The 3066-nt window shown below is 60.3% G+C and carries 6 protein-coding genes; all 6 read left to right on the top strand.

Annotated elements, in window-relative coordinates; translation table 11 throughout:
• A partial coding sequence (locus tag BVH03_RS26650) for a hypothetical protein (RefSeq protein ID WP_218189563.1) occupies positions 1–299 on the top strand: 299 nt, incomplete at its 5' end.
• Positions 296–649, top strand: a complete 354-nt coding sequence (locus tag BVH03_RS22030; protein ID WP_143486040.1) for a hypothetical protein — start codon at positions 296–298, stop codon at positions 647–649. The genes BVH03_RS26650 and BVH03_RS22030, both read left to right, overlap by 4 nt.
• Entirely contained in the window at positions 646–978 is a 333-nt protein-coding gene (locus BVH03_RS22025; protein WP_075963187.1) for a hypothetical protein, read from the top strand. The genes BVH03_RS22030 and BVH03_RS22025 overlap by 4 nt, the downstream gene beginning before the upstream one ends.
• Positions 979–1037: 59 nt before the next feature.
• A complete protein-coding gene (locus BVH03_RS22020; RefSeq protein ID WP_075963186.1) occupies positions 1038–1484 on the top strand; it encodes a structural protein P5 in 447 nt (148 codons plus the stop codon).
• A complete protein-coding gene (locus BVH03_RS26165) occupies positions 1481–2059 on the top strand; it encodes a lysis system i-spanin subunit Rz (RefSeq protein ID WP_075963185.1) in 579 nt (192 codons plus the stop codon). Before BVH03_RS22020 ends, BVH03_RS26165 begins: the two co-directional genes overlap by 4 nt.
• 773 nt (positions 2060–2832) lie before the next feature.
• On the top strand, positions 2833–2967 hold the full coding sequence (locus tag BVH03_RS27025; RefSeq protein WP_256574782.1) for a hypothetical protein: 135 nt from the start codon (positions 2833–2835) through the stop codon (positions 2965–2967).
• Positions 2968–3066 lie beyond the last annotated feature (99 nt).

The following is a 3066-nucleotide window of genomic DNA, read 5'->3' as shown; positions in this document are numbered from 1 at the left end:
ATGCCAACGGTTCGTACACCCGTTACCCTGACGGCACCGTGGAAATGTGGAAGGCTTTAAGCGTGCCGTGCACGGCCAATACCTTAAAGCAGGTGTACATCGACCTGCCCGCGGCAGTCGACATTAACCAGCCCGTTATCCCTGTGCTTGGGCTTGGGGCACCGACTGACACCTGGGGTTTCGAATGCCGGCAACTGGCCGGAGTCATTCAGTCCTCGACCAGCATCATGATTTCCATGACTTGCACGGTTACGCAGACTTACACCGTGTTTCTCAAGCTGACAGGCAGGTGGAAATGATCAGCATAAAACTGTCGCCTTTCCGTGGTGATCAGCCGGCGCCCAGTGTTTCAACGAACGGCTTTGCGCTGACCATCAATGGGGAGGTGTTCGACTTCTCGCCGCTTCAAGCTGGCCAGGCCTTGCCCGCTACCGCTGTGAATTCCGAGTGGTTCACCGACGAGATAATCAGGGCGGGCGATACGCTGTTCGTCACTCTGAGGCTGCCCTACGGCCTGAACCCATCGGATGCTGTGGCATTCCCCGAGCCCATCCTCGTGACGAAGGCAGGCACTGTGAAACTGCCGCTCGACGCCGGGCCTGATCTCGCGGAGTTGCCTTGGCCAGTAGATGGTGAGGAAGCGCCATGAACATCGACTTTAGCCAGATGATCACCGCCGCCGACAAGCAGGCCAAGCAAGAGCAAGCGTTGCGTGATGCCTTCAAGCTCGCCCGCGCCGCTGCCGTGAAAGCCATCACAGTAACTACCGCCAGCGGCCAGGTCTTCGACGGCGACGAGACCAGCCAGGGCCGCATGGCTCGCGCCATTCTTGGTCTTGAGTCCGCAGACGAAGGTGCAACCGTACGCTGGGTGCTGCACGACAACACCGCCGTCGACGTCGGTGCGCCTGAGCTGCGTGAAGCCCTCGCGCTCGCCGGCCAGGCGCAGGCCGATCTATGGGTGCAGCCGCAAGGCTGACCACTGCCATTTCAAACCAGCCCGCCACTGCGCGGGCTTTTTCATGCCCGGAGAAAACCATGAGCACCAGTCGAGGAATCCGCAACAACAACCCTGGCAACATTGATTTTAACCCTCGCAACAAATGGAATGGCCAGCTCGGCCTGGAGGTAGGTGTGCCTCGACCGCGCTTCGCGCGCTTCGACGAGCCGGAGAACGGCATACGCGCACTCGGCAGGCTGCTGCTCAACTACCGGGGCAAGGACGGCATGCCGGGGGTCGGCGGCCCAGGCATCGACACGGTGCGTGAAACAATCAACCGCTGGGCGCCGGGGCACGAAAACGACACCGAGGCTTATATCGCGTCGGTGGCCAAGGCCTTGCGCGTGAAGCCGAACGACATCATCGATGTGCGCAAGCCCGACGTGCTCCGTACCTTCGTTGTGGCGATCATCAAGCACGAGAACGGCGCGCAGCCGTACAAGCCTGAAGTCATCGAGGAAGGTATCAGGCGGGCACTGGCATGACCTGGCTGAAGCTGTTACCCGGCAAAGCCATTGCGGTGGTGTCCACCGTGCTGCTGCTCATGACGCTGGCCGCCGGCAGCGCCTGGCGCTTTCAGGAAAAGAGCTACAGCCTGAAGCTGAGCGACCAGGCACTCGAGCACGAACGCCAGCTCGGCAAGCGCGACGAGTTGCATGCCGCCACCCTGGCCGAGATCGGCCGGGTCTCCGCCGCCCAGGAGCGACGCAACCAGGAACAACGCCTGCTGCTCGAGCAGCAGCTGCAGGCGTCATCCCAAAATGAATACAGGAAGCTGAACGATGCTGAGAAAACTGCTGCCCGCCTGCGCGATCGCCTCGCTACTGCTGAGCTCCGGTTGTCAGTCCTCATCGCCAACCCCACCGCCGGTGGTGGCGGTGGCAACGGAGTGCCCACGTCCGCCGGCGCCGGATGCCTGGTGGATGGCTCCGGCCGAGCCGACATTGACCCAGGAGCTGCTCAACGAATTGTCAGCATCGTCAACCGAGGCGACCGGGCAATCATCGCCCTGACGGCGTGCCAAGCATGGGTGGAAAAGGTGTCGAGGGGGGAAGGGTGAACATGCCCAGGACGGGCGGGAAGGTGAAGTGCATATAGGTCGAGAATCTGTTCGAAAAAAGGCCCGGCATCTCAGGTTTTTACCTGGGGTGCCGGGCCTTTTTTTGTGCCCGCTATTTGGGGCATTTTTTGGGGCAACCCTTGAATTCGGTGGTGGTTGTTGTGGGCTGCAGGCCCCGGAAATCCACACACAGACCACCGCAAAACCCCATCTAGAACTGCATGGTGATGTTAGCGGTGGAAATCAAAGGTGTTACCTATCAATGAGTTATGAGCGCTTTCGCCAGGCGGACAGCGATGTCGAACTGATCCAGCCCGCCCCGGTACAGGGTCGAGTTAGGACCATCTGCGCAGAGATTGAGAGCAGCGTTCGTTCGGTCTGATCGAGCTGCAGGGCAATAAGGCGGGGTTACAAGCCTGATATTGCGGCTATTGTCGCATAGCTGTGCCGGGAGTTGTACGGCGTCCTGCCATCGTTTCGGTCTCCATTAGCTGGCTACACGGTGGCCAGTTGACGCGCGACGGGTCGGCAGGCGAAGCGCCGTTCGGCTGAAAAGCTGCAAAGTTCCCTGAATCCCCATCACAGAGCCCCTGTCACTAATTACAGACGCGGTATTTCCCACGCATGTCGATGAGGTGACAGTAGTGAGATGCTTTATCTGTGGCGACGACGCCTGGTTGATTTCCAAAACGGGTACCTACGCGGCGTGTGACTGCCGCACCTGCGGTCTGTATCGAGTCGAGGGCGGCTGGTTTCAGGGGATCGCTGCGCCGATGCCTGCCGACGATTTTCGAGCCTTCCTGCAGTTGCAACGCGAGGAGAGCCCGGACGACACGCCAGTGATTAGCAGTGAATCGGCCAAGTCCTTGCTGGCGCTGAGCCAACTCAGTACATCGCAAGCGATCTAAGAATCTGTTCACGACCTTTATGCACCTGGAGCGGCGACTACAAGGCAGAAGCGGTCATCGGCACAGTATCTATGGGCGCGGGCGGAAACGCCCAGTCCA

The sequence above is a fragment of the Pseudomonas sp. PA15(2017) genome (assembly GCF_001945395.1).
Classification (GTDB): Bacteria; Pseudomonadota; Gammaproteobacteria; order Pseudomonadales; family Pseudomonadaceae; genus Aquipseudomonas.
This window is presented reverse-complemented; position numbering and strand designations above follow the sequence as displayed.

What these genes read in the sequence shown, in the direction of transcription:
- BVH03_RS22030 (WP_143486040.1), top strand. Translation starts at nt 296, where the DNA reads ATGATCAGCATAAAACTGTCGCCTTTCCGTGGTGATCAGCCGGCGCCC.
- BVH03_RS22025 (WP_075963187.1), top strand. Translation starts at nt 646, where the DNA reads ATGAACATCGACTTTAGCCAGATGATCACCGCCGCCGACAAGCAGGCC.
- BVH03_RS22020 (WP_075963186.1), top strand. Translation starts at nt 1,038, where the DNA reads ATGAGCACCAGTCGAGGAATCCGCAACAACAACCCTGGCAACATTGAT.
- BVH03_RS26165 (WP_075963185.1), top strand. Translation starts at nt 1,481, where the DNA reads ATGACCTGGCTGAAGCTGTTACCCGGCAAAGCCATTGCGGTGGTGTCC.
- BVH03_RS27025 (WP_256574782.1), top strand. Translation starts at nt 2,833, where the DNA reads ATGCCTGCCGACGATTTTCGAGCCTTCCTGCAGTTGCAACGCGAGGAG.